This is a genomic window from Mycolicibacterium neworleansense, assembly GCF_001245615.1.
Taxonomy (GTDB): Bacteria; Actinomycetota; Actinomycetes; order Mycobacteriales; family Mycobacteriaceae; genus Mycobacterium; species Mycobacterium neworleansense.
This window is the reverse complement of sequence record NZ_CWKH01000001.1, coordinates 334,808-359,601: the sequence shown is the minus strand read 5'-3', so window position 1 is coordinate 359,601 and position 24,794 is coordinate 334,808. Positions and strand designations below refer to the sequence as shown.

General features: G+C 65.8%; 23 protein-coding genes. 16 read left to right on the top strand and 7 right to left on the bottom strand.

All coding sequences use genetic code 11. The features are described 5' to 3' along the window. Positions 1 to 27: 27 nt before the first annotated feature. Genes BN2156_RS01695 through BN2156_RS01675 form a run of 5 tightly spaced genes read left to right on the top strand, consistent with a single transcriptional unit; the run spans position 28 to position 4,866 of the window. The gene (locus BN2156_RS01695; protein WP_090509561.1) at positions 28 to 1,200 is read left to right on the top strand and encodes a phytanoyl-CoA dioxygenase family protein; all 1,173 of its coding nucleotides are present in this window, start codon (positions 28 to 30) and stop codon (positions 1,198 to 1,200) included. Beyond that, the gene (locus BN2156_RS01690) at positions 1,197 to 2,204 is read left to right on the top strand and encodes a Gfo/Idh/MocA family protein (RefSeq protein ID WP_090509558.1); all 1,008 of its coding nucleotides are present in this window, start codon (positions 1,197 to 1,199) and stop codon (positions 2,202 to 2,204) included. Before BN2156_RS01695 ends, BN2156_RS01690 begins: the two co-directional genes overlap by 4 nt. Further along, positions 2,201 to 3,079, top strand: a complete 879-nt coding sequence (locus tag BN2156_RS01685; RefSeq protein WP_090509555.1) for a sugar phosphate isomerase/epimerase family protein — start codon at positions 2,201 to 2,203, stop codon at positions 3,077 to 3,079. The genes BN2156_RS01690 and BN2156_RS01685 overlap by 4 nt, the downstream gene beginning before the upstream one ends. Continuing rightward, on the top strand, positions 3,076 to 4,068 hold the full coding sequence (locus tag BN2156_RS01680) for a Gfo/Idh/MocA family protein (protein WP_090509553.1): 993 nt from the start codon (positions 3,076 to 3,078) through the stop codon (positions 4,066 to 4,068). Before BN2156_RS01685 ends, BN2156_RS01680 begins: the two co-directional genes overlap by 4 nt. Before the next feature lie 21 nt (positions 4,069 to 4,089). Continuing rightward, on the top strand, positions 4,090 to 4,866 hold the full coding sequence (locus BN2156_RS01675; RefSeq protein ID WP_090509551.1) for a TIM barrel protein: 777 nt from the start codon (positions 4,090 to 4,092) through the stop codon (positions 4,864 to 4,866). A gap of 76 nt (positions 4,867 to 4,942) precedes the next feature. Here BN2156_RS01675 and BN2156_RS01670 read toward each other — a convergent pair whose 3' ends face one another. Further along, positions 4,943 to 6,025, bottom strand: coding sequence for an aldo/keto reductase (locus tag BN2156_RS01670; protein WP_090509548.1), 1,083 nt, complete (start codon positions 6,023 to 6,025; stop codon positions 4,943 to 4,945). Positions 6,026 to 6,176: 151 nt separating this feature from the next. On the opposite strand from BN2156_RS01670, the gene BN2156_RS01665 reads away from it, so the two are divergent. Together BN2156_RS01665 and BN2156_RS01660 are read left to right on the top strand one after the other, a co-directional pair. Then, the gene (locus tag BN2156_RS01665; RefSeq protein ID WP_090509545.1) at positions 6,177 to 7,091 is read left to right on the top strand and encodes an AraC family transcriptional regulator; all 915 of its coding nucleotides are present in this window, start codon (positions 6,177 to 6,179) and stop codon (positions 7,089 to 7,091) included. A gap of 40 nt (positions 7,092 to 7,131) precedes the next feature. Further along, positions 7,132 to 7,641: a nitroreductase family deazaflavin-dependent oxidoreductase gene (locus BN2156_RS01660; protein WP_090509543.1), complete on the top strand. Its 510-nt coding sequence runs from the start codon at positions 7,132 to 7,134 to the stop codon at positions 7,639 to 7,641. Between the two features lie 8 nt (positions 7,642 to 7,649). Here BN2156_RS01660 and BN2156_RS01655 read toward each other — a convergent pair whose 3' ends face one another. The 4 genes from BN2156_RS01655 to BN2156_RS01640 form a co-directional block, all read right to left on the bottom strand. Next, on the bottom strand, positions 7,650 to 8,465 hold the full coding sequence (locus tag BN2156_RS01655; protein WP_090509540.1) for an ATP-binding cassette domain-containing protein: 816 nt from the start codon (positions 8,463 to 8,465) through the stop codon (positions 7,650 to 7,652). A 4-nt stretch (positions 8,466 to 8,469) separates the two neighbouring features. After that, positions 8,470 to 9,528, bottom strand: a complete 1,059-nt coding sequence (locus BN2156_RS01650; protein WP_090509537.1) for an ABC transporter permease — start codon at positions 9,526 to 9,528, stop codon at positions 8,470 to 8,472. Positions 9,529 to 9,530: 2 nt separating this feature from the next. Beyond that, positions 9,531 to 10,517, bottom strand: coding sequence for a substrate-binding domain-containing protein (locus tag BN2156_RS01645; RefSeq protein WP_090509536.1), 987 nt, complete (start codon positions 10,515 to 10,517; stop codon positions 9,531 to 9,533). Positions 10,518 to 10,733: 216 nt separating this feature from the next. Next, positions 10,734 to 11,471, bottom strand: coding sequence for a GntR family transcriptional regulator (locus BN2156_RS01640; protein ID WP_090509533.1), 738 nt, complete (start codon positions 11,469 to 11,471; stop codon positions 10,734 to 10,736). A 205-nt stretch (positions 11,472 to 11,676) separates the two neighbouring features. On the opposite strand from BN2156_RS01640, the gene iolC reads away from it, so the two are divergent. The 7 genes from iolC to BN2156_RS01605 are packed head-to-tail and all read left to right on the top strand — an operon-like array spanning position 11,677 to position 19,204. After that, complete coding sequence (iolC, locus tag BN2156_RS01635; protein ID WP_090509530.1) at positions 11,677 to 12,654, top strand: 5-dehydro-2-deoxygluconokinase; 978 nt, start codon at positions 11,677 to 11,679, stop codon at positions 12,652 to 12,654. Further along, positions 12,647 to 13,531 (top strand): Cgl0159 family (beta/alpha)8-fold protein, encoded by an 885-nt coding sequence (locus tag BN2156_RS01630; protein ID WP_090509527.1) that lies wholly within the window; start codon positions 12,647 to 12,649, stop codon positions 13,529 to 13,531. Before iolC ends, BN2156_RS01630 begins: the two co-directional genes overlap by 8 nt. Before the next feature lie 2 nt (positions 13,532 to 13,533). Beyond that, positions 13,534 to 14,412, top strand: coding sequence for a 5-deoxy-glucuronate isomerase (gene iolB, locus BN2156_RS01625; RefSeq protein ID WP_090509526.1), 879 nt, complete (start codon positions 13,534 to 13,536; stop codon positions 14,410 to 14,412). Positions 14,413 to 14,415: 3 nt separating this feature from the next. Continuing rightward, positions 14,416 to 16,368 carry a 3D-(3,5/4)-trihydroxycyclohexane-1,2-dione acylhydrolase (decyclizing) gene (iolD, locus tag BN2156_RS01620; protein WP_090509523.1) on the top strand — a complete coding sequence of 651 codons (1,953 nt, stop codon included), beginning with the start codon at positions 14,416 to 14,418 and terminating at the stop codon, positions 16,366 to 16,368. A 12-nt stretch (positions 16,369 to 16,380) separates the two neighbouring features. Beyond that, on the top strand, positions 16,381 to 17,286 hold the full coding sequence (locus tag BN2156_RS01615) for a sugar phosphate isomerase/epimerase family protein (RefSeq protein WP_090509521.1): 906 nt from the start codon (positions 16,381 to 16,383) through the stop codon (positions 17,284 to 17,286). A gap of 8 nt (positions 17,287 to 17,294) precedes the next feature. Continuing rightward, entirely contained in the window at positions 17,295 to 18,326 is a 1,032-nt protein-coding gene (locus tag BN2156_RS01610; protein ID WP_090509518.1) for a Gfo/Idh/MocA family protein, read from the top strand. 2 nt (positions 18,327 to 18,328) lie between these two features. Continuing rightward, complete coding sequence (locus tag BN2156_RS01605; protein ID WP_090509516.1) at positions 18,329 to 19,204, top strand: sugar phosphate isomerase/epimerase family protein; 876 nt, start codon at positions 18,329 to 18,331, stop codon at positions 19,202 to 19,204. 32 nt (positions 19,205 to 19,236) lie between these two features. Here the strand turns inward: BN2156_RS01605 and BN2156_RS01600 are convergent, their stop codons facing one another. Beyond that, on the bottom strand, positions 19,237 to 20,178 hold the full coding sequence (locus tag BN2156_RS01600; RefSeq protein WP_090509513.1) for a LysR family transcriptional regulator: 942 nt from the start codon (positions 20,176 to 20,178) through the stop codon (positions 19,237 to 19,239). Between the two features lie 114 nt (positions 20,179 to 20,292). On the opposite strand from BN2156_RS01600, the gene BN2156_RS01595 reads away from it, so the two are divergent. Further along, positions 20,293 to 22,584 carry an FdhF/YdeP family oxidoreductase gene (locus BN2156_RS01595; protein WP_090509510.1) on the top strand — a complete coding sequence of 764 codons (2,292 nt, stop codon included), beginning with the start codon at positions 20,293 to 20,295 and terminating at the stop codon, positions 22,582 to 22,584. Further along, on the top strand, positions 22,584 to 23,408 hold the full coding sequence (gene fdhD / locus BN2156_RS01590; RefSeq protein ID WP_090509508.1) for a formate dehydrogenase accessory sulfurtransferase FdhD: 825 nt from the start codon (positions 22,584 to 22,586) through the stop codon (positions 23,406 to 23,408). The genes BN2156_RS01595 and fdhD overlap by 1 nt, the downstream gene beginning before the upstream one ends. A gap of 74 nt (positions 23,409 to 23,482) precedes the next feature. Here the strand turns inward: fdhD and clpX are convergent, their stop codons facing one another. After that, positions 23,483 to 24,763, bottom strand: coding sequence for an ATP-dependent Clp protease ATP-binding subunit ClpX (gene clpX, locus BN2156_RS01585; protein ID WP_036393515.1), 1,281 nt, complete (start codon positions 24,761 to 24,763; stop codon positions 23,483 to 23,485). Between the last annotated feature and the right edge of the window lie 31 nt (positions 24,764 to 24,794).

Genomic DNA, 24,794 nt, shown 5'->3' with positions numbered 1-24,794 from the left:
TCACACAGCACAGCAAGACTGTCTGCCATGACCGCGACATTCCGGACTTCGCGCGCCGGGCGCCGAGCCTGGATCGAGGAGGCCGACTGCTCACTCGGTGCTTTCCGCGACCAGGTGTCCCGTACCACCGACGGCGCCGAATACCCCCTTGCCGCTGATATCCGGCATAACGTTCCGGTGTACTCGGCCGCTACCGTCACCGACGCCGAACCCCGCCGACTACAGGCCGAGTTGATCCGTGCGCTGGCCGACGGTCCCGGTGTCGTGATGTTCGAAGGGGCCTTCGAGGTTGACGTCGTCGACCGGGCCAGCGCAGCGTTCGTCGCCTTGATCGAAGCCCAGCGGGCCGACGGCGCGGCCGCCGGTGACCATTTCGGCAAGGCCGGCGCCAACGACCGCATCTGGAATGCCGCTCAGAAGCTGGCCTTGCATTCGCCCGGCGTCTACGCCGAGTATTACGCCAACTGCGCGCTGGCTGTCGTCTCCCAGGCCTGGCTCGGACCGCGCTACCAGGTCACCTCACAGGTCAACGTCGTCAATCCCGGTGGCGCGGCGCAAGTTCCGCATCGCGACTACCACCTCGGTTTCGTCACCCCGGATCAGCTGGCGGACTACCCGGCGCATCTGCACCGGCTGTCGCCCGCCATGACGCTGCAGGGCGCCGTGGCCCACTGTGACATGCCGCCGGCCAGTGGCCCCACCATGCTGCTGCCGTACTCCCAGACATTCGAGGCCGGCTACATCGCGTTCTACCGGCCCGAGTTCATCGAGTTCTTCGCCGAGCACCACGTTCAGGTGCCACTGAGCAAGGGCGATGCGGTGTTCTTCAATCCCGCGCTCTATCACGGGGCAGGCAACAACACGTCGACTGACATCCGGCGCATGGCCAACCTGCTGCAGATCTCCTCGCCGTTCGGGCGTGCGATGGAGGTACTCGACCGCACCGCGATGGTCCGCGCCGTCTACCCCGCGTTGCTGGCGATGAAGGCCGCGGGCCGCCCCGAGCGGGAGTTGGCCAACGCCGTCAACGCCACGGCCGAGGGTTACGCCTTCCCGACGAACCTCGACAAGGACCAACCCATCGGCAGCCTGGCCCCACCCAGCCAGGTCGACACCGTGCTGGCCGCACTGGCCGACGGCCTTACCCCCGACGAACTCGACACCATCCTCGATCAGCAGCAAGAACGGAGAATCCCATGACCACGCTCGGCGTAATCGGACTGGGCCGCATCGGCGCATTTCACACCGAAACCCTTTCCGGGATAGATGGTTTGGACGGGCTGGTGATCACCGACGAGCGCACTGACGTCGCGGCGGCAGTGGCCGCCAAGCACGGCGCCAAGGCCGTCGACACCGTCGACGAACTGTTGTCCTCGGGTATCGACGGGGTGGTGGTGGCTGCCGCCACCCCGGCACACGCGGAGCTGACGTTGGCCGCCGTCGAGCGTGGCATACCGACCTTCTGCGAGAAGCCGATCGCGTCCACCGCTGCCGAGAGCGCACGGTTGGCCGAGGTCATCGCCCGCTCCGGCGTGCCCGTGCAGGTCGGGTACCAGCGTCGCTTCGATGCGGCCTTCGCCGCGGCCAAGCGTGCGGTGGACGATGGCTCGCTGGGCATTCTGCACACGGTGCGCAGCACCACGATGGATCCGGCTCCCCCGCCGCTGGACTACATCAAGGGTTCGGGCGGAATCTTCCGGGATTGCGCGGTACACGATTTCGACATCATCCGGTGGATCACCAGCCAGAACGCGGTCGAGGTCTACGCCACCGGATCGGTGCAGGGTGACCCGCTGTTCACCGAGTACGGCGACGTGGACACCGCCGCGGTCGTCGTGCGGTTCGACGGCGGTGCGCTTGGCGTGGTGTCCAACGCCCGCTACAACGCGCGCGGGTACGACTGCCGCCTGGAGGTGCACGGATTCGACGACAGCGTCGCCGCCGGCTGGGACCAGGGCGTCCCGATTCGAAATATGGATCCCGCCAACACCTTCCCGTCCGGGCCCGCACACAACTTCTTCATGGACCGATTCACCGAGGCGTTCCGCACCGAGCTCGCCGGCTTCGTCGAGGTGGCCAAGGGCGCGCCGGTGGCCGGCGCCACGGTGGCCGACGCCGTGGAGGTGGCCTGGCTGGCCGAGGCCGCCACCGAGTCCCTGCGCCGGGGCACTCCGGTGCGCATCGAGGAGGTTCGCAACGCATGAGCAGCGACCGGGGGATCAAAATCGCCGGCGCACCGATCTCGTGGGGCGTGTGCGAAGTTCCCGGCTGGGGCTACCAACTCGAGCCTGACCGCGTGCTGAGCGAGATGCGCAGGGCCGGGCTGTCCGCGACCGAGCTGGGTCCGGACGGCTTCCTGCCCACCGACGCCGCTGAACTCACTGATGTTCTTGCGGCACATCATCTTTCCTGTGTCGGTGGGTTCGTTCCCGTGGTGCTGCACGACGCCGGCCATGACCCGGCCGAGGATCTCGCCGGACCACTCACCTCGCTTCGCGCAGCGGGCGCCGGTGTCGTGGTGCTGGCGGCGGCTACCGGGGCCGATGGCTACGACTCGCGGCCCGAACTCGACGACGACCAGTGGGCGACGCTGCTGGCCAACCTCGACCGGCTCTCCGGAATCGCGTCCGAGGCCGGTCTGTTGGCCGTGCTTCACCCACACGTCGGTACGATGGTCGAAACCCGCGACGATGTGGACCGGGTGCTGGCCGGTTCGACGATCCCGCTGTGCCTGGACACCGGCCATCTGCTGATCGGCGGCACCGACCCCCTGGAGCTGGCCAAGGCCGTGCCGCACCGCATCAAGCACACCCATCTGAAGGACGTGGATGCCGCGTTGGCCGCCAAGGTGCAATCCGGTGAGATCACCTATACCGATGCGGTGCGCGCCGGTATGTATACGCCGTTGGGCACCGGGGACATCGACATCTCGGGGATTGTCTCGGTGTTGCGAGACAACGGGTTCGACGGTTGGTTCGTGTTGGAGCAGGACACCATCCTGGACGGCGCACCGGCCGGGGACGGTCCGCTCGCCGATGTGCTCACCAGTGTGGTCTACCTCAATTCCGTGACCTCGTGACCGGACTGCGCATCGGTATTCTCGGCGCGTCCCGAATCGCCGAGAAGGCGATCGTGGGACCCGCGCAGGAGCTTGGTCACCGACTGGTGGCGGTCGCCGCGCGTGATCCACAGCGCGCGGCGGCTTTTGCCGAGAAGTTCGGCGTGGAACGCGCCGTGGGCTCGTACGCCGACGTGATCGACGACCCGGAAGTCGACGTCGTCTACAACCCGTTGGCCAACGGTTTGCATGCCCCGTGGAATCTGGCGGCGGTCGCTGCCGGCAAGCCTGTGCTCAGTGAGAAGCCGTTCGCACGCAACAGGTCTGAGGCCGCCACCGTCGCGCGGGCCGCTGAGGCCGCCGGGGTGACCGTGCTGGAGGGGTTCCACTACTTCTTCCACCCCGTGACCCAGCGGGCCTTCACGTTGGCAGCCGGCGGCGAGATAGGTCGGCTCACCCGGGTCGAGGTACGGATGGCGATGCCCGCGCCTGACCACGACGATCCGCGCTGGTCACTCGAGCTCGCAGGTGGTGCGCTCATGGACCTCGGCTGCTACGGCATGCACATCCTGCGGTCGTTGGGCCGCCTCGACGCCGACGGGCTTGGCGGCGCACCGACCATCACGTCCGCCCAGGCTCGACAGCACTCGCCCGGTGTGGACGCGATCTGCGACGTGGAGCTCGAGTTCCCGGGCGGTGCGACTGCACTGAGCGCCAATTCGATGGTGGCACCCGAGTATTCGTTCACAATGCAGATCACCGGACAGGACGGCGAGCTGCTGGTGCACGACTTCATCCGGCCCAACGACGACGATCGGATCACCGTCCGTACCGCCGCCGGTGAACGCGTCGAACGGCTCGGAACCCGGCCCAGCTACACGTATCAATTGAAGGCGTTCGCAGACCACGTCCAGAACGGTGCGGCCCTGCCGTTCGGGCTCGCGGACGCCGTGACCAACATGGCCTACGTCGACGCCGCATACCGGGCCGCGGGATTGCCGCCGCGGTAGCCCGGCTCAAGGAGAAGGACAATGACCCAGACATTCGAACTGGCGGTCTGTGCCGAGATGGTCTTCACCGACCTCGATATCGTCGAGCGCGCCCGCCAGATCTCCGAACTCGGCTTCTCCGTGGAGATCTGGAGCTTCGACGACAAGGATCTCGATGCGCTGGCCGCGACCGGCGCCCGATTCTCGTCGATGACCGGATATCTGCACGGCGACCTCTACGACGCCGACGGCGCCCGCGAGGTGGTCCGGACCGCTGCGGCCGCGATCAAGGCCGCAGCGGTGCTCGGCGTTCCGCGCCTCGTCGTGCACCCCGGCGAGCTGGTCGCGGGGCAGGCCGCCCGCCCGCAGTACCGGGCCACCGGCGAGATGTGGCTGTCTGCGCTGCGTGGACTCGACGCGCTCGGCGAACTCGGCGCCGACGCCGGCGTGACGTTCTGCCTGGAGAACCTCAACACGATCGTCGACCATCCCGGCGTTCCGCTCGCCCGCGCCAAGGACACCCTGGCGCTGATCGAGGCCGTCAACCATCCGAACGTCAAGATGATGCTCGACCTCTATCACGCCCAGATCGGCGAGGGAAACCTCGTTGATCTGGTGCGCCGGGCAGGGTCGGCGATCGGCGAGATCCAGGTCGCCGACGTGCCGGGCCGTTGCGAGCCGGGTACCGGCGAGATTCACTACCCAGCGGTGGCAAAGGCATTGCGGGACAGCGGCTATACCGGACCAGTCGGCATGGAGGCCTACGCGTCCGGTGACAGCGCCGCCGCGTTGGAAGCCTTCCGCGCCGCGTTCTCCTGACCCGCCCTCAGCACCGCGAGCGTGCGTGTCTGCCGGTAGGCGCGCTGTCAGACAGCAGCATTTTGGTCACGCTCGGTCAGTACCGAACCTCGCTTGCCAGCAGCGGCGGATAGACGCCGGACGGCTCACCGTCGACGGTGGTGCCGGCGAACTGCAGAGTCGTTCGCATGACGCCGTTCAGGTCCGACGGGTAGTTCAACGTAGGGGCCGAAACCTCGTTGAGGCGCTTGAGTTGATCGTCCCGCAGCTCGATATCGAGTCCGGCCAGGTTCGACTCCAGGTGCGCCAATCGTCGGGCACCGATGATGGGCACTACCGTGCCGGGGCGTTCCCGCAACCAAGCCAGTGCGACTGCTGCCGACGGCGTTTCGAGTTCGTGGGCGATGTCGGCGACTGTTTCAATGACGACGTACTCGTTCTCGCTCGGACCACCCACGTACGTGGCGCGGGCAGAATCCACCACGTCGGCGCCGCGACGGTACTTGCCCGACAGGAAGCCGTTCTTCAACGGGCTCCACGGCACCAACGCCATTCCCTGGTCCAGTGCCAATGGCGCCAGTTCTCCTTCGACCGTGCGGGTCAACAACGAATACTCGACCTGTAGCGCGATCAGCGGCGTCCAGCTCCGCAGCAGTGCCATGGTCTGGGCTTGGGCGGTGACCCAGGCCGGCGTGTTGGAGAACCCGATGTAGCGGATGGTGCCCGCGCGGACCAGATCGTCGAGCGTACGCATGGTCTCTTCGATCGGAGTCTGCCGATCCCAGTTGTGCAACCAGTACACGTCCAGATAGTCGGTCTGCATGCGACGCAAGGTTTCGTGTAGCTGCGCGATGATGGACGACCGGCCGGCGCCGCCACCATTCGGATCCCCGGGAAACAGGTTGGTGAAGAACTTCGACGCCAGCACCACCCGGTGCCGGCGGCCGGGGCTGCGGGCGAAGAAGTCACCGAGGATCCGTTCAGAGTGCCCGTTTGTGTAGAAGTTGGCGGTGTCGATGAAGTTGCCGCCGCGATCCAAGTAGGCGGCAAGGATGCGCTCGGATTCCTCGACGGTGGTACCCGCGCCACCGGGATCCTCTCCAAATGTCATCGCGCCGAGCGCGAACGGGCTGACACGGAGGCCGGATCGACCGAGGGTGACGTAGCTGTCCAGTGGCATGGAATCGCTCCTTGAGTAGAAGAATTGGGATATCTACATCGAAGCTTCGCGCCCGCAACAACGGTAGACCGATCATCGCTCGTTCTTGCACGATCCTGCTCAACTTGCACTTATCTGACTATTGTCGTGGCGCGGATGGTTTGGTGATCTCATGCGTACCGCATCCGATTCAGTCGCCGAGATACGCCGGTCGATCGACATGCACGCCCGCCCCGACTTGAGTACCGATATCGACGGCCTGCTGCTGTCGAAGGTCGTCGGCCCCCAGAGCCCGGACTACTCGTTGACCGAGCCCCTGCTGGTCGTCATGGCCCAAGGCGGCAAGCAGCTGCTGCTCGGTGACTCGGTGTTCGAATACCGCGCCGGGCAGTATCTGATCGTGGCAGCGAGCCTGCCCGTCACGGGCCACTACCTGGACACCACGGCGACGCATCCGTCGCTGGCGATGGGATTGGTGCTGTCCCCGGCCACCTTGGCAGCACTGACGCTACAGGCGCCGGCCGAATCCTGGTCGCGGGCAGCCGCCCCGGCGATCGCCACGGGCGATGCCGACGTGGACCTGCTCGATGCCGTGGCCCGACTACTGCGCCTGATCGAACGTCCCGCTGATGCGCCGGTACTGGCCCCACTGATCGAACAAGAGATCCTGTGGCGGGTGCTGACCGGCAGGCACGGCGCCACAGTGCGCCAGATCGCCTTGGCCGACAGCCATTTGTCACGCATCAATCGGGCGATCGCCTGGATGCGAGACAACTTCGCCGAGCCTGTCCGGATAGAGGAACTCGCCAAGATGTCGGGCATGAGCGTGTCAGCCTTTCACCGGCAGTTCCGCGCGGTGACGGCCATGAGTCCATTGCAGTTCCAGAAGCGAATCCAGTTGCAGCAAGCCCGATCCCTGCTGCTCGCCGATTTCGGTGACGTGGCCGGGATCGGCCACCGGGTTGGCTATGACAGCCCCTCTCAGTTCAACCGCGAATACCGCCGGATGTTTGGCGCACCTCCGGGCCAGGACGCAACGCGGCTGCGCACTGCCAGGCCGTCCGAAGGACCGGCGCGCTTGCTGTGATTCGGTCGCACTACCCGGTCGGCACGCGCACAATATCGGAATGTCCGAGGCAACCTTCCCGCACGGCAAATGGGGGCGGGACGACGTCTCGGCGTTGTTCAAGCCCGTGTTCTCGTTCGCCGCGTCGCCGCTCGGCTCCAAGGTGATCCGCGCGATCGTGCCGCTAGACAGGCGGGTCGTCGACCGTACGAAGGGTCGTTTCTCGTTGTTCGGACCGCTGTCGATGCCCGAACTGCTGTTGACCACGACCGGTCGGAAATCGGGCCAACCGCGCACCTCCGTGCTCAGCTATGTCCACGAAGGTGACCGCCTGCTGGTGATGGGCAGCAACTTCGGCCAGCAGCAGCATCCGTCGTGGTCGACCAATCTGGTCGCCGAACCGCAGGCCTCGATATCGATGGCGGGCCAGGATATCCCGGTCACGGCGACGTTGCTCACGGACGGCGAACGGGACGCGGCCCTACAGCGTTTTCTCGCCTACCCGATGTACCGGGCCTACCAGACCCGCACCGACCGGGATCTGCGGGTGTTCGCGTTGACGCGCAGATAGTGCAGCGATCAACGGCGGAGTTCGTGGCTGAGCGCCTCGAGTTCGTTACCTCCGGCCATCTCCTGGGTCAGGGTCTCCAGCGAGATCTCGTCGTACGTGCAGTCCAGTTTCTGCCGTCCACGGTTCAGCAGCACGAAGTGGTCACCCACCATGTGCGCGTGGTGCGGGTTGTGGGTGATGAAGATGACGCCGAACCCCTGCTCCTTGGCGGCGGTGATGTAGCGCAGCACCATGCCGGACTGCTTGACGCCGAGAGCGGCCGTCGGCTCGTCGAGGATCAGCACCCGGGCCCCGAAGAAGATTGCCCGCGCGATCGCCACACACTGACGCTGGCCACCTGACAGCGAGCCGATCGGCGCGTCGACGTCGGGCAGGTCGATGCCCATCTTGTGCAGCTCGGAAATGGTGGTCGCGCGCATCGCGGAAATGTCCAGCGACGGCAGGATGCCCTTCTTGCGCAATTCGTTTCCGAGAAAGAAGTTTCGCCACACCGGCATCAGCGAGACCACAGCGAGGTCCTGGTACACCGTCGCGATTCCGGCCTTGAGCGAGTCCTTGGGCGAGTCGAAGACGGTGGGCGTGCCGTCGATCAGCAACTCCCCCTCCGTCGGCTTGTGCAGCCCAGCGATGATCTTGATCAACGTGGACTTGCCCGCGCCGTTGTCGCCGAGCACGCCGGTCACCTCACCGGCACCCACCCGCAGGTTGATGTCCGCCAGGGCGATGATGTTTCCGTAGCTCTTACCGACGTGTTTGAGTTCGACCAGCGGCACCGCGCCGCCCGACGGGGTCTCCGCAATCGGGGCTTCAGCAGTTGTGCTCATCTACTTACCTTTTCGCTGCGTAGTTACGGACGACGTTGTTGGCGATCACCGCGAACAACAGCATCCCGCCGAGGAAGAACTTGAACCAGTCCGGGTTCCACCCGGCGTAGACGATGCCCTGGTTGGTCATGCCGAAGATGAAGGCGCCGATCAAGGTTCCGATCGCGGTGCCGTAGCCACCGGTGAGCAGGCAGCCGCCGACCACCGCGGCGATGATGTAGAAGAACTCGTTGCCGATGCCCTGGCCGGACTGAACGGTGTTGAACGCGAACAGCAGGTGCATGCCGACGAACCAGGCGCAGAAGCTGACCACCATGAACAGGCCGATCTTCACCTTCATCACCGGAACACCGACGGCGCGGGCGCTGTCCTGGTTGCCTCCGACGGCGAAGATCCAGTTGCCGATCTTGGTTTTGAACAGCACGTAGGTGGCGATGGCGACGAACAGGATCCACCACACCACGGTGATACGTACCGACACCCCGAGAATGTTGAACGACGACGCGAAAACAGCTCGGCCGGAACCGAATCCCTCCATGTCGGACACGCTCGGGGTGGCGACCTGACCGGACAGCAGCTTGGTCACGGCGAGGTTGATGCCGGCGAGCATGAAGAAGGTGCTCAGTGTGATGAGGAACGACGGGATCTTGGTCTTCATCACCATGTAGCCGTTGAAGAACCCGACCGCCAGCGCCATCCCCAGTGCCAGGACGGCGCCCGTCCACAGATTCAGGTGCAGGTTGTACGACAGCATCGAGGCGGACAGCGAAGCCGTGGTGACGGCCACGCCCGAGGACAGATCGAACTCTCCGCCGATCATCAGCACGCCGACCCCGACGGCCATGATGCCGATCGTCGAACTGGCATAGAGCACAGTGGCCAGGGCTTCCGGGGTCCGGAACGGCGGGGCGACGATCAGGAACAGTACGAAGATGCCGATCGCACCGATCGCTGCACCCATCTCGGGACGAATCAGCAAGCGCTGCAGTTTGTTCTGTTCCTTGACCCGCTCGTCGCGGACGACTTTGTGCGTTTCGAGATTGAGGTCTGCCTGGGTACTCATGTCTAGCGCGTCCCGTTCTTCGCGTACTCGGCGACCGAGTCGATGTTCGACTTGTCGATGAACGACGGACCGGTCAGCGTGGGCTGATTGCCGCCGATGACGTTGCCGTTGTTGAGGTAGAGCCACAGTGAGTCGACGGCGAGGTAGCCCTGCAGGAAGGGCTGCTGGTCGACTGCCCATTGGACGTCACCGTTCTTGATGGCGTCGACCAGTGCGGCATTGGTGTCGAACGTGCCGACCTTGGCCGAGCTGCCGGAATTGCGTACCGACTGCACCGCAGTCGGAGCGAACGGTGCACCGAGCGTCACCACGTAGTCGATCGACCGGTCCTGCTGCAGCTTGGCGGTGATGGTCGACTCGACCGACGGCATGTCCTTGCCGTTGACGTTGAGCGTCTCGGTCGCGGGGAAGGTGTTCTTCACCCCGGCGCAGCGGGCCTCGAGGTCGACGTGGCCTTGTTCCTGGATTACACACAGGACCTTCTTGGCGCCTTCTTCGGTGAGCCGCCGGCCGGCTTCCTGCCCGGCGATGTACCCGTCCTGGCCGAAGTACTCCTTGACACCGATCTTCTGCCAAGCATCGAGACCGGCGTTGAACGCGACCGTGGGAATGCCTTTGCCCGTGGCGTTTTCGATGGCGGCCTTCATGGCGTCCGGCTTGGCCAGCGTCACAGCGATGCCCTGCACGCCGCTGTCGACGGCCGTCTGAACCAGATTGGCCTGATTGGGCGCCTCGGGATCGGACGAGTACCGCAGCTCGATGTTGTCTTTCTTCGCCGCGGTCTCGGCGCCCTTGCGGACCAGGTCCCAGAAGGAGTCACCCGGCACCTCGTGGGTGATCATCGCGATGGTGACCCGGGGGGTGTCGACGGTGCCGCCGCCCATTCCGCCATCGTTGCTCCGCGGCTTTCCACCGGTGCTCGAGCACGCGGCGGCGCCCATCACCAGCACACCCGCCGCAGCTACCACCGCGAGCCGACTGAACCTCATTGCTTCTCCTTGCCATCGACGTCGCCGCGGTGCTTATGCGTCTGACTGACAAGCGACACGGCCTCGCAGTCGATGTAATACCGCTCACATTCGAAAGTCAAGACTTTGTTCGGACATTAGGACCGCATATCAAACGCAAGCGCGGCACCGGTGAACCGGTGCCGCAGGCCGAAATGGTGGCGAAAGGCTCAGGGGGACAAAGAGTTAAGCGAATCTCTAGCGATCCACGAGCGTCGTGTCGAAGTAGTAGCGCGAGGCGCGGTACACGTGACTTCCGTACTCCACGATGCGTCCCGAATCGTCGAACGCCGTCCGTTCCATCACCAGCAGCGGAGCCTTCGGCTTCTCGTCGAGCAGCCGCGCCTCGTCCCGACTGGCCGCCCTGGCCCCGATCCGCTGCCGAGCCAGCCTGATGTGGACACCACGAGAACGAAGAGACCTGTACAGGCCCGACTGTTCCAATTGCTCCTCGTCAGGCGCGAGGGCGGCGGGCAGATAGTTGGTCATCACGGCCAACGGCTGGCCATTCGACGTGCGCAGCCGGCGCATCGTCGCCACCTCGCTGCCGGACGGCAGGTTCAACCATCCGGCGACCTCATCGGAAGCCGGCCCGATCGAATACTCGAGCACCTTGGTGGCCGGTTCCTGCCCGGCGCGGGCCAGGTCGTCGTACAAACTCGTCAGCTCCACGGGGCGGTGCACCGGGGTCTGGACCACCTGCGTGCCGACGCCACGCTTGCGAACCAACAGACCCTTGTCGACGAGTTCCTGAATGGCGCGCCGGGTGGTCGGCCGAGACAGGTTGAGCCGGCTGGCCAGAGCGAGTTCGTTCTCGAACCGGTCCCCCGGCTTGAGCTGCCCGTCCAGGATCGCCTTCTCGAACACTTGGGCAACCTGGAAGTAGAGCGGCACCGGGCTCGAACGGTCGAGCTCGACGGACAGCGTCGGGGTCACTCTCGCTCCGATCCTCGTGTGGTCCACGCCGGGTTCGCGCGGGGCGGATCCTCAGCGTACCTGCCTAATGACTGAAAGTAAGAATGTCCGAACAAAGTCTTGACATGACACCGTGACGGAGCGCACTCTCGACAACGAGAGCGCAGCACTCGCCACCGCTCGAATTCATGCCTACTCGCATACGCACCGCATTCGGGAGCCAACCGTGACAGATACCGCCGACAAGGCATTTGATGTCCTCGCCATCGGACGTAGCGGAGTCGACGTCTATCCACTGCAGATCGGCGTGGGCCTCGAGGAGGTCACGTCGTTCGGCAAGTTCCTGGGTGGCAGCGCCGCGAATGTCGCTGTCGCAGCGGCGCGTCTGGGCAACCGCAGCGCACTGATCTCAGGGGTCGGGGACGATCCGTTCGGCCGGTTTGTGCGCAACGAACTCGCCGCGCTTGGCGTCGACAACCGCTTCGTCGTCACCCACGGCGAGTTCCCCACGCCGGTGACGTTCTGCGAGATCTTCCCGCCCGACGATTTCCCGCTGTACTTCTACCGCAAGCCGTCTGCGCCCGATCTGCAGATCCAGCCATCCGAGATCGACACCGAAGCCGTGCGCAGTGCTCGGTTGTACTGGTCGACGGTCACCGGATTGTCCGAGGAACCGAGTCGCAGTGCGCACTTCGCCGCCTGGGAGATCCGGGCTCGAGCCCCTCTCACCGTCCTCGACCTCGACTACCGGCCGATGTTCTGGGAAACCCCGGCCGCGGCCACCGAACAGGTTCAGCGCGCACTTCAGCATGTCACCGTGGCAGTCGGCAACCGCGAGGAATGCGAGATCGCGGTCGGTGAGACCAACCCGCACAAGGCCGCCGACGCCCTGCTCGACCTCGGCGTGGAGCTCGCGATCGTCAAACAGGGGCCGCGCGGCGTGCTGGGCAAGACCAAGCAGAGTTCGGTCACCGTACCGCCCAACGACGTCGACGTCGTGAACGGCCTCGGCGCTGGAGATGCCTTCGGCGGCAGCCTGATTCACGGCCTGCTGCACAACTGGCCGCTGGAGAAGACCTTGCGCTACGCCAATGCCGCCGGGGCCATCGTCGCCTCCCGGCTCGAATGCTCGACCGCGATGCCGACCGCCGTGGAGGTAGCCGCCCTCGCCGATCAAACCGCCGTGGAGGCTGTCAATGTCTAGACCCACCGTGTGCACGGACTACGCCGCGATCACCGAACTCCGGGCGTCCGAACCCGGCACGATCGCCGCGGCCTGGCAGCACCGCACCACCCGTCCCACCGTGCGGGGTGACGGCAAGCTCATGATCGTCGCGGCGGACCATCCGGCCCGCGGCGCGCTCGCCGTCGGATCCCGTCCCACCGCGATGAACAGCCGCACCGATTTGCTCGACCGGCTGTGCACCGCACTCGCCGACCCCGGGGTCGACGGAGTGCTGGCCACCGCCGACATTCTCGACGACCTGCTGCTGCTCGGCGCGTTGGAGGACAAGGTGGTGTTCTCCTCGTTCAACAGGGGCGGACTGGCCGGGTCGACCTTCGAACTCGACGACCGGATGACAGGCGCTACCGCGGCGTCGACGGCCGCCGCCCACATGAACGGCGGAAAGATGTTGTGCCGCATCGATCTCGACGATCCCGGCACGGTGTCCACGCTGGCGTCCTGCGCCCAGGTGGTCGACGCGCTCGCCGCTCACGGCCTGATCGCCATGCTGGAGCCGTTCATGTCCAGCCGGGTGAACGGCAAGGTCCGCAACGACCTGTCCCCCGACGCGGTGATCAAGTCTGTACACATCAGCCAGGGCCTGGGCTCGACCTCCGCGTACACCTGGATGAAGCTTCCGGTCGTCGACGAGATGGAGCGGGTGATGGAGTCGACCACGATGCCCACCCTGCTGCTGGGCGGTGACCCGACCGATCCTGACGCCGCGTTCGCATCCTGGGAGAAGGCGCTTGCCCTACCGTCCGTGCGGGGCCTGATGGTGGGACGCACGCTGTTGTACCCACCCGACGACGACGTCCGCTCAGCGGTCGCGACCGCGGTGAAGTTGGTGAGGTGACGATGCATTCGAAGCTCTACATCCCGGCCCGCAGCGCTGAGCTGCCGTTCACCGTCGACGTCACCCCGGAATCCGCCGGATGGACCGAATCCTCTTTGCAGGTACTGGAATTGGATGACAGCCAGTCGGCGGAACTGCACACCGGCCACACCGAGGTGATGGTTCTTCCGCTGACCGGTGGCGGCACCGTCGAGTGCGGCGGGGAAACCTTCACGCTCTCCCCGCGGTCCTCGGTCTTCGACGGCCCCGCGGACATGGTCTATCTCGGCATCGGCCAGGAGTACAGGCTCTCCGGCGCGGGCCGCTTCGCGATCTGCGGTGCACGCGCAACGCGGTCATTTCCGAACCGACGGCGCGCCGCCGCCGACGTCCCCGTCGAGCTACGGGGCGCCGGCAACTGCAGCCGCCAGGTACACAACTTCGGTACCGCCACCGCATTCGAGGCCGACTCGCTGATCGCCTGCGAGGTCATCACCCCGGGCGGCAACTGGTCGAGCTACCCGGCGCACAAACACGACGAGAACACCGAGGTGGAGACCCAGCTGGAAGAGATCTACTACTTCGAGATCGCCGACAGCCCGGCCGGCACAACGGGATTCGGCTATCACCGGGTCTATGGCACCCCAGACCGCCCGATCGAGGTACTGGAGGAAGTCCGCACCGGCGACGTCGTGCTGGTGCCACACGGCTATCACGGACCGTCGATCGCGGCACCGGGCCACCACATGTACTACCTCAACGTCATGGCCGGGTCCGGTCCCGACCGGGCCTGGCTGATCTGTGACGACCCGAACCACACCTGGCTGCGGAGCAGCTGGGAACACCAGGACGTGGACCCGCGGCTCCCCTTCCGCAAATCCACCACACGCGAAGGAGCCTGATCCGTGGTATCCACCGCACCCAAGTCGACCGGGAAGCTGGTCGACGCCGAGGGCACTGTGCGACTCACCGTGGCCCAGGCCACCATCCGTTTCCTGGCCAATCAATACGTGGAGCGCGACGGGATCCGGTCCAAGTTCTTCGCCGGCTGCTTCGGCATCTTCGGCCACGGCAACGTGGCCGGGGTGGGCCAGGCGCTGCTGCAGGATGAGCTCGAGGCGGCGGAATCGGGCCGGGCGCCAGGACTCAAGTACGTACTGGGCCGCAACGAGCAGGCCATGGTGCACAGCGCGGCCGCCTATGCCCGGCAGAAGGACCGGCTGCAGACATGGGCGGTGACAGCCAGCGTCGGCCCCGGCTCCACCAACATGCTCACCGGGGCCGCGCTGGCCACCATCAACCGGTTGCCGGTGCTGCTGCTACCCGCCGATACGTTCGCCACCCGCGTCAGTTCGCCGGTGTTGCAGGAACTCGAACTGCCGTCTTCGGGTGACGTGACGGTCAACGACGCGTTCAAACCGCTGTCCCGCTACTTCGACCGGGTCTGGCGGCCCGAGCAGCTCCCGGCCGCGCTGCTGGGAGCCATGCGGGTGCTGACCGATCCCGTCGAAACCGGAGCCGCGACCGTATCGATCCCGCAGGATGTCCAGGCCGAGGCCCACGACTGGCCGGAATCGCTGTTCGCCGAACGCACCTGGCATGTGGTCCGCCCGCTGCCCGAGCGCTCGGTGACCGCGCGGGCCGCCGAGATCATCGCGTCGGCCCGCAAGCCGCTGATCATTGCCGGCGGCGGCGTGCACTACTCCGGTGCCGAAGACGCTCTGGCCACCTTGGCGTCCGAGACCGGTATCCCGGTCGCCGAGAGCCAGGCCGGTAAGGGCTCGCTGCGCTACGACCACCCGCAGTCGGTCGGGGCCATCGGTTCCACCGGCACCACGGCGGCGAACGCGCTGGCGTCGGAAGCTGACGTCGTCGTCGGAATCGGCACCCGCTATAGCGATTTCACCTCCGCATCGCGGACCGCGTTCAACAATCCCGAGGTCCGGTTCGTCAACATCAACGTGGCTTCGCTGGACGCGGTGAAGCACGGCGGGGTCAGCATGATCGCCGATGCCCGCGAGGCCCTGGAAGCGCTGAGCTCCGCATTGGACGGCTACCGCGTCAGCGACGAATACCGGTCGCGGGTAATCGAACTGGCCGCAGAGTGGGAGGACACTGTGTCCGCCGTCTACGCCACCTCCGACGACGGCGCGGTGTTGAACCAGAACCAGGTCATCGGCCTGGTGAACACGTTGTCGGATCCCCGCGACGTGGTGGTGTGCGCGGCCGGTTCGATGCCCGGTGACCTGCACAAGATGTGGCGCACCCGCGACCGCAAGGGCTACCACGTCGAGTACGGCTACTCCTGCATGGGTTACGAGATCGCCGGCGGGATCGGCGTGCGGATGGCCGCGCCCGATCGCGATGTATTCGTCATGGTCGGCGACGGCTCCTACCTGATGATGGCCACCGAGCTCGTGACCGCCGTACAGGAGGGCATCAAGATCATCTCGGTGCTGGTGCAGAACCACGGATTTGCCTCCATCGGTGGGCTTTCCGAGTCGTTGGGCTCGCAGCGGTTCGGCACCGCCTACCGCTATCGCACCGCCGATGGGCGGCTCGACGGCGACACGCTGCCCGTGGACCTGGCGGCCAATGCCGCGAGCCTGGGCGCCGACGTCATCAGGGTCGCCACCGCCGCCGAGTTCACCGACGCGGTCAAGGCCGCCAAGGCCGCTGACCGCACCACAGTGATCCACGTGGAAACCGATCCGCTGATCTACGCACCCGACAGCCAGTCCTGGTGGGACGTCCCGGTGTCGGAGGTCTCCACGCTGGAGTCCACCCAGAGCGCGTACGAACGGTACGCGGACTGGAAGAAAGTTCAACGCCCCCTTGTCAACCCGTCGGATCGGTGAAGGAAACCCGTAGTGAGCAAGATTCTCGTCGGTTCGGCCCCTGACTCCTGGGGTGTGTGGTTTCCCAACGACCCGAACCAGACGCCGTACACCCGCTTTCTCGACGAGGTGGCCGAATCCGGTTACGAGTGGATCGAATTGGGACCGTTCGGCTACCTGCCCACCGATCCGCGGCAGCTGTCCGACGAACTGGCCCAGCGCAACCTGAAGCTGTCCGCCGGAACCGTCTTCGAGCACCTACACCAGGACAATTCCTGGGACGCCGTTTGGACCCAGATCGAGGATGTCGCAAGGCTCACCGCGGCCGTCGGCGGTAAGCACGTCGTCGTCATCCCCGAGATGTGGCGCGATCCGGCCACCGGCGCGGTGCTGGAAGACCGCAACCTGACGGCCGAACAGTGGCGCAAGAAGACCCAGGGCATGAACGAGCTGGGCAAGGCCATGTTCGAAAAGCACGGCGTGCGTGCGCAATACCACCCGCACGCCGACAGCCATGTCGACACCGAGGAGAACGTGTATCGCTTCCTCGACGGCACCGACGGAGAATTCGTCAACCTGTGCCTGGACACCGGGCACATCAGCTACTGCGGCGGCGACAACATCGCCATCATCCGGCGGGCGCCCGAGCGCATCGGCTACCTGCACCTCAAGCAGGTCGACCCCGAGGTGCGGGCCAAGGTCGAGGCCGAGGACCTGCCGTTCGGCGAGGCGGTCAAGCTGGGCGCGATGACCGAGCCGCCGCTGGGCGTTCCAGAGATGCCGCCGTTGCTCGCCGAGATCCAGAAGCTCGGCATCGACGTGTTCGCGATCGTCGAACAGGACATGTACCCCTGCGAAGTCGACGCTCCCCTGCCCATTGCCAAGCGGACCCGGAACTACCTGGGTTCGTGTGGCATTCCTTCCGTCCGTTTCAGCTAGGAGCACCCATGTCTGAGCTACGTGTCGCCGTCCTCGGCGTCGGCATCATGGGCGCCGACCACGTCGCGCGCCTGACCAACCGGATTTCCGGCGCGCGAGTCGTCGTGGTCAACGACTTTGTCCCCGAGAAAGCCGAGAAGATCGCGGCAAGCATCCCGGGCTGCCGGGCGGTCACCGATCCGCTCGACGCCATCGCCGACCCGGACGTCGATGCCGTCGTACTCGCGACGCCCGGGCCGACCCACGACAAGCAACTGCTGGCCTGTCTGGAGCACGGCAAACCAGTGCTCTGCGAAAAGCCGTTGACCACCGACGTCGAGTCGTCACTCGAGGTGGTCAAGCGCGAGGCCGAGCTCGGAAAGCGGCTCATCCAGGTCGGTTTCATGCGCCGGTTCGATGAGGAGTACATGCAGCTGAAGGCCCTGCTCGACGCCGGCGAGTTCGGCCGCTCGCTGGTGCTGCACTGCGTACACCGCAACCCGGCTGTGCCCCCGAGCTTCGACAGCTCCATGATCGTCAAGGATTCCCTGGTCCACGAGGTCGACGTGACCCGGTTCCTGTTCGACGAGGAGATCGACTCGATCCAGATTCTGAAGCCGGCGGTCAATCCCGGTGCCCCCGACGGCATTCAGGACCCACAGATCGCCGTCATGCGCACCGTCTCCGGCAAGCACGTGGACGTCGAGTTGTTCGTCACCACCGGAGTGGCCTATGAGGTGCGCACCGAACTGGTCGGCGAAAAGGGTTCCGCATTCATCGGACTCGATGTCGGGCTGATCCGCAAAGGCGCCTCGGGAACGTGGGGTGGCACCATCACCCCCGGGTTCCGGGAGCGATTCGGACGGGCTTATGACATCGAGTTCCAGCACTGGGTCGAGGCTGTTCGGCACGGCACCACGACCGGGGATTACACCGGCGGCCCCACGGCATGGGACGGCTACGCCGCGGCGGCGGTGTGCGCGGCCGGTGTCGAGGCATTGGAGACCGGCCTTCCGGTCGCGGTGGACATGGTGGCGCGCGAGTCGATCCCGGGGGCGTAGCGATGAAGATCGCACTGGATCCCACCCCGTTCCACCATGACTACGAGTTGCTCGAATTCCCGCGTCTGGTGGCCGAACTGGGCTACGAGTACCTGCAGCTCACCCCGCACCGTGACTTCATCCCGTTCTTCAACCATCCGCGCGCCGACGACGCACTGGTGACCGCGTTTCGCAAGTCGTGTGCCGATGCCGGGGTAGGGATCGCCTCGGTGCTGCCGGTGCTGCGCTGGTCCAGCCCGGACCCCGACGCCCGCGAGGCCGCGGTGCGTAACTGGAAGCGCGTCATCCAGATCACCGTCGACCTCGGCGTCAACGTGATCAACACCGAGTTCTCCGGCCGCCCCGAGAAGGCCGAGGAGTCCGAGCGGGCGTTCTTCCGGTCGATGGAGGAACTTCTGCCGATCATCGAGCGTGAAGGCATCGACGTCCGGATCGATCCGCACCCAGACGATTTCGTCGAGGACGGACTGGAGGCACTGCGCATCATCCGCGGAGTGAACTCGCCCAACATCGGCATGGTTTTTGTCGCATGCCACGCCTTCCATATGGGCGGCAACGTGGCCGAGATCATGCGCGCCGCCGGTGACAAGCTGCGCCTGGTTCACGTCGCCGACACCATGGACCACCACAGCAGCCATGGACTGCGCTACATCACCAACCCGCCGGGCAACCCGGTGCGGGTGCACCAGCACCTGAAAATCGGTGACGGCGATATCGATTGGGACGTGTTCTTCGCCGGCCTGGCCGAAATCGGCTTCTACGACCGCGCCGACACGGTCATGGTGTCCTCGGTCTTCGCCGAGGACGAGAATGCCCACGACGTGTCGCGGTATCAGCTGAAGACCATGACCGGCTATGTCACGAAGTACCGCCGATGACCCCCTCTCACCTTCTCGGTACTGCGGTCCGGTCAGGTTCCCTGCCCTGCTGAGGCCCACCAGCCATCGATGCGGCTACCGAGATCGAGATCGGCAGCCACCTCCACGAGCGCGGCGGCGACGATCGAGGCGGGCGCACGGTCGAGGACAACCAGTCCGATCGCCGGACGCGGACCGTGTTGCACCATCGGCCGTGCGGCAAAGCCCGCAGGCATCCCGAGCTGCGGCAGCCATGCGGTGGAGGCGATGGTCGCGCGCTGCGAGTTCGTCAGGTGCGCATAGAGCGCGTCGACCGAATCCGCCTCCACGACCGGGCGGTAGCGCACCCCTTCGGCGGCCATGTTGGCATCGAGGATGCGCCGGTTGCGCATCGTGGTGGTCAGCACGCACAGTCCCAAGCCGGCCGCATCCGACCACGCGATCTCCGGTTGACGCATCAGTGCGTGATCGGCCGGCGCCACCAGGACATAGCGCTCCCGGTACATCTCCACAGACCTGGTTCCGGGTGGGGCTTCGTCATCGAGATAGGTCAACCCGGCATCGATCTCGAAATCTGCCAGCCGCCGGGCGATCTCACGTGAGGACAACGCCTCGATGCGCACCGACGCCGCCGGGTTGCGGCGCAGGAACTCGGTGGTGATGAACGGGCCGGTGGGCACCGCCGTCGGGATCGCACCGATCCGGGCCGTGACGGTCAAGCGTCCCCGCATGCGGTCGATATCGGCGAGCATGTCATCGCGTTCCGCGACGATCCGCTGGGCCCACGTCACGACGCGTTGCCCCTCTTCGGTGAAGCCTTCGAACCGATGCCCGCGCTGCACGATGACGATGCCCAACTCGCGCTCGAGGCGGCGGATCGCCACCGACAGCGTCGGTTGACTCACGTGGCAGCGCGCGGCCGCCCGGCCGAAGTGCCGCTCGCTCGCGAGCGCCAGCAGGTAGTCGAGCTGCTGGAGCAGTACGTCACTGGCCATGGCTCCCGCCTTCGTCGCAGTCGATAGAAAGCATCTATCACTGCATGTGAAATATCGAATGCCGACGGCCGCCAACCGACGCGTCCCGCAGTTTTCGAGGACTAGATTGAGTTCATGACCAGTGCCAAGGACATCGATGCCGATTACGACGAGCACAACGTCATCAGCACCGGCGCCGAGCACGAAGCGGCCGGGGTCAAGGCAGTCCTGGTCAGCATGCAGCGCGGTTTCGAGCAGATGGGTCCGCTGCGCACCGCCGCCGCGTTGACCAGGCTCAACCAGCGGCACGGCTTCGACTGCCCTGGCTGCGCGTGGCCCGAGGAGCACGGGGGCCGCAAGCTGGCCGAGTTCTGCGAGAACGGCGCGAAGGCGGTCGCCGAGGAGGCCACCAAACGCGTGGTGACCCCGGACTTCTTCGCCCGGCACACCATCGCCGAACTCGAGACCAAGCCGGAATACTGGCTGTCCCAGCAGGGCCGGCTGGCCCACCCCATGGTGCTCGCACCCGGCGAGGCGCACTACCGGCCGATCGAATGGGATGACGCCTACCGGCTGATCGCCGAGCACCTGAACGCGCTGGCCTCCCCCGATGAGGCACTGTTCTACACCTCTGGGCGCACCAGCAACGAGGCGGCGTTCCTCTATCAGCTGATGGTCCGCAGCTTCGGCACCAACAACCTGCCGGACTGCTCGAACATGTGCCACGAATCCTCGGGTACCGCGCTGACAGAGTCGATCGGCATCGGCAAGGGCTCGGTCACCGTCGAGGACGTCACCGAGGCCGACCTGATCCTGATCGCCGGACAGAATCCGGGCACCAACCACCCGCGCATGCTGTCGGTGCTGGAGAAGGCAAAAGCCAACGGCGCCAAGATCGTTGCGATCAATCCGCTCCCCGAGGCCGGGCTGATCCGGTTCAAGGATCCGCAGAAGATAAACGGTGTCGTCGGGCACGGTGTCCAGATCGCCGACGAGTTCGTGCAGATCCGCATCGGCGGTGACATGGCGTTGTTCGCCGGGTTGGGCCGACTACTGCTGGAGGCCGAAGACCGGGCCCCCGGTTCCGTCGTGGACCGGGAATTCATCGCCGCGCACTGTGCCGGGTACGACGAGTACGCCGCTCAGACGCGCGCTGTGGACCTCGACACCGTGACCGAGGCCAGCGGCGTCGACCGGGCGCAGTTGCAGCGGGTGGCCGACCTGCTCGCAACCTCCCAGCGCACGGTGATCTGCTGGGCGATGGGTCTGACGCAGCATCACCATGCGGTGGCCACCATCGGCGAGGCCACCAACCTCCTGCTGCTGCGCGGCATGATCGGCAAGCCGGGCGCCGGGGTGTGCCCGGTGCGCGGCCACTCCAACGTCCAGGGTGACCGGACCATGGGCATCTGGGAGAAGATGCCCGAGAGGTTCCTGGAAGCACTCGACGCCAGGTTCGGCATCGTCAGCCCCCGCAAGCACGGCTATGACACCGTCGACGCCATCCGCGCCATGCGCGACGGCCGAGCCAGCGTGTTCATCGGAATGGGCGGCAACTTCGTCTCGGCCACTCCGGACACCGAGGTCACCGAGGCCGCACTGCGCAGTTGTGCGCTGACCGTTCAGATTTCGACGAAACTCAACCGCAGCCACCTGGTGCACGGCCGGACCGCGCTGATCCTGCCCACCCTGGGCCGCACCGACCGCGACATCGTGAACGGACACAAACAGCAGGTGTCGGTTGAGGATTCGATGTCGATGGTGCATCTGTCACGTGGCAGCCTGCACCCGCCCAGCGATCAGCTGCGTAGCGAGGTGGGCATCGTCTGCGAGCTGGCCCGGGCACTGCTGGGTCCGGACCACCCGGTGCCGTGGGAGACTTTCGCCGCCGACTACGACACCGTGCGCGACGCGATCGCCGCCGTGGTCCCCGGCTGCACCGACTACAACACCAAGGTGCGTCAGCCCGACGGGTTCCAGCTCCCCCACCCGCCGCGGGATTCCCGCGAATTCCCCACCACCACAGGCAAAGCCAACTTCGCGGTGAACCCGCTGGAGTGGGTGCCCGTACCGGAGGGCCGGCTCGTGCTGCAGACCCTGCGCAGCCACGACCAGTACAACACCACCATCTACGGCCTGGACGACCGCTACCGCGGAGTCAAGGGCGGGCGGCGCGTGGTGTTCGTCAACCCCGCCGACATCGAAAGGTTGGGATTCAATCCCAACGACCGTGTCGACCTGGTGTCCGAATTCGACGGGCAGGAGCGGCGCGCCAAGGACTTCCTGATCGTTCCGTACTCCACCCCGGCCGGCAATGCCGCCGCGTACTACCCGGAGACCAATCCTCTGGTGCCGCTTGATCACACCGCCAAGAAATCCAACACGCCCGTGTCGAAGGCGGTCGTCATCCGGCTGGAGAGGACGTAGTGGGCCGGGTAACCGCGCGCCGGCGGGCCCACCATCTGACCGGAGCCACGGCCGAGGCGCGCCCGGAAACCCTGGTGGTCGAGGAACCGCTGGAGATCCGTGTCGACGGCACACCGCTGACCGTCACGATGCGCACGCCGGGCGCCGATGTCGAATTGGCCCAAGGCTTTCTGCTGACCGAAGGCCTGATCGCGCAACGCGAAGATCTGGTGTCGGTGCGCTACTGCCGTGGCGCCGATGTGGATGGGGTCAATAGCTACAACGTGTTGGACGCGACCTTGGCCTCGCATGTCCCGCCGCCTGAGGTTGATGTCACCCGCAACTTCTACACCACCTCGTCGTGCGGGGTGTGCGGCAAGGCCTCGCTGGAGGCGGTGCGGTTGAGCAGCAAGCACTGCCCAGGCGATGACCCGTCGACCGTTGCCGCCGCGGTGCTCTCGGCGATGCCCGGGAAGCTGCGGGAAGCGCAGAAGGTCTTCAACAGCACCGGCGGCCTGCACGCCGCGGCACTTTTCACCGACGACGGCACCATGCTGGTCGTCCGCGAGGACATCGGCAGACACAACGCTGTCGACAAGGTGATCGGATGGGCGTTGGAGCACAACCGGATTCCGTCAACCGCCACCGTGCTCCTGGTCAGCGGCCGGGCCTCGTTCGAGCTCACCCAGAAGGCCGTCATGGCCGGTATCCCGATCCTGGCGGCGGTGTCGGCGCCGTCCTCGCTGGCGGTCGATCTTGCCGCGCAATCAGGCCTGACCCTGGTGGCATTTCTGCGGGGCGATTCGATGAACGTCTACACCCGTCCTGACCGGATCACCCGCTAGAACCCCTTCGAAAATGCACTCAGGGTCGTGATCCGGCTTGGATCACGACCCTGAGTGCAGTCTGGGCGAAAGGGCTACGCGCTCTTGTCGCGACGCTCCGAACGCGACGGCTTACGCGGCACGATGGTCGGCAGCACGTTGTCCTGCACGGTCTCCTTGGTGACGACCACCTTGGCGACGTCGTCGCGGCTGGGGATGTCGTACATCACCGGCAGCAGGACTTCCTCCATGATGGCGCGCAGGCCGCGGGCACCGGTACCGCGGTGGATGGCCTGATCCGCGATCGCCTCCAGCGCCTCGTCGGTGAACTCCAGCTCCACACCGTCCATCTCGAACAGCCGGACGTACTGCTTGACCAGAGCGTTCTTCGGCTCGGAGAGGATCTTGACCAGGGATTCCTTGTCCAGGTTGGTCACCGAGGCCACGACCGGCAGACGGCCGATGAACTCGGGGATCAGACCGAACTTGATCAGGTCCTCGGGCATGACCTCGGCGAAGTGGTCCTGCGTGTCGATCTCGGCCTTGGACCGCACCTCGGCACCGAAGCCCAGACCGCGCTTGCCGACCCGGTCGGAGACGATCTTCTCCAGGCCCGCGAATGCACCCGCCACGATGAACAGCACGTTGGTGGTGTCGATCTGGATGAATTCCTGGTGCGGATGCTTACGGCCACCCTGCGGCGGAACCGAGGCCTGGGTGCCTTCGAGGATCTTCAGCAGGGCCTGCTGCACGCCCTCGCCGGACACGTCGCGGGTGATCGACGGGTTCTCGCTCTTGCGGGCGATCTTGTCGACCTCGTCGATGTAGATGATGCCGGTCTCGGCGCGCTTGACGTCGTAGTCGGCGGCCTGAATCAGCTTGAGCAGAATGTTCTCGACATCCTCGCCCACATAGCCGGCCTCGGTCAGCGCGGTGGCGTCGGCGATGGCGAACGGCACGTTGAGCATCTTGGCCAGCGTCTGGGCCAGGTAGGTCTTACCGCAGCCGGTGGGGCCCAGCATCAGGATGTTGGACTTGGTCAGCTCCACCGGCTCGGAGCGCGAATCGCGGGACTTCTCCCCCGCCTGGATCCGCTTGTAGTGGTTGTAGACCGCCACGGCCAGCGTCCGCTTCGCGGTGTCCTGACCGATCACGTAGCCCTCGAGGAAGTCCCGGATCTCCGCCGGTTTGGGCAACTCGTCGAGCTTGACGTCGTCAGCGTCGGCGAGTTCCTCCTCGATGATCTCGTTGCACAGATCGATGCACTCGTCGCAGATGTACACGCCCGGGCCGGCAATGAGCTTTTTGACCTGCTTTTGACTCTTGCCGCAGAACGAGCACTTCAGCAGGTCACCGCCGTCTCCAATGCGCGCCATGTGGGGGGGTCCTACTTCCTGTTCGCAGTCG